The organism is Priestia sp. SIMBA_032 (genome assembly GCF_046535215.1).
GTDB classification, from domain to species: Bacteria; Bacillota; Bacilli; order Bacillales; family Bacillaceae_H; genus Priestia; species Priestia aryabhattai.
In genome coordinates, this window is sequence record NZ_JAWRXD010000150.1 from 1 (window position 1) to 442 (window position 442).

The following is a 442-nucleotide window of genomic DNA, read 5'->3' on the forward strand; positions in this document are numbered from 1 at the left end:
GCTTTTATTCATAGAAAAATGTATAGACTTAAAGTATCCCTCTCGTGTACGGGTACATTTCAAAGTCCTGTGCATATATTTCTGTAACTAAATCCATGGTTTCTTTATCATAGAAGCTTTCGTATGTTGGAAATCGTGGGAAGGCTTCATCTGTAATGCTAAGTTCTGCATAGCTCCCTGCATAAATCATCTTGTGGGCGCGATGATGATCTGAATTTGTAAGAAGTGCTAAATTGGATTTTATCAAATCGTACGTGTGTTCTAGTTTGGTGATTTGTGCATTAAAATCTTCTAAAGGAATATAACATTGGATGAAGTTTTCTTCACCAGGGACGTATTGTTGGCTAAAATGTATATCTATTGCTAGGGAATTGGAACCAAATGCCTGAACGTAATATAAAAATTGTTTAAATGATATTCCTTGATTACTATATTTATCATT

General features: G+C 33.9%; 1 pseudogene. It reads right to left on the reverse strand.

From position 1 onward, the window contains the following. Positions 1 to 28 precede the first annotated feature (28 nt). A pseudogene (locus SB717_RS33750) lies at positions 29 to 442 on the reverse strand (sulfotransferase family 2 domain-containing protein); the annotation flags it as partial.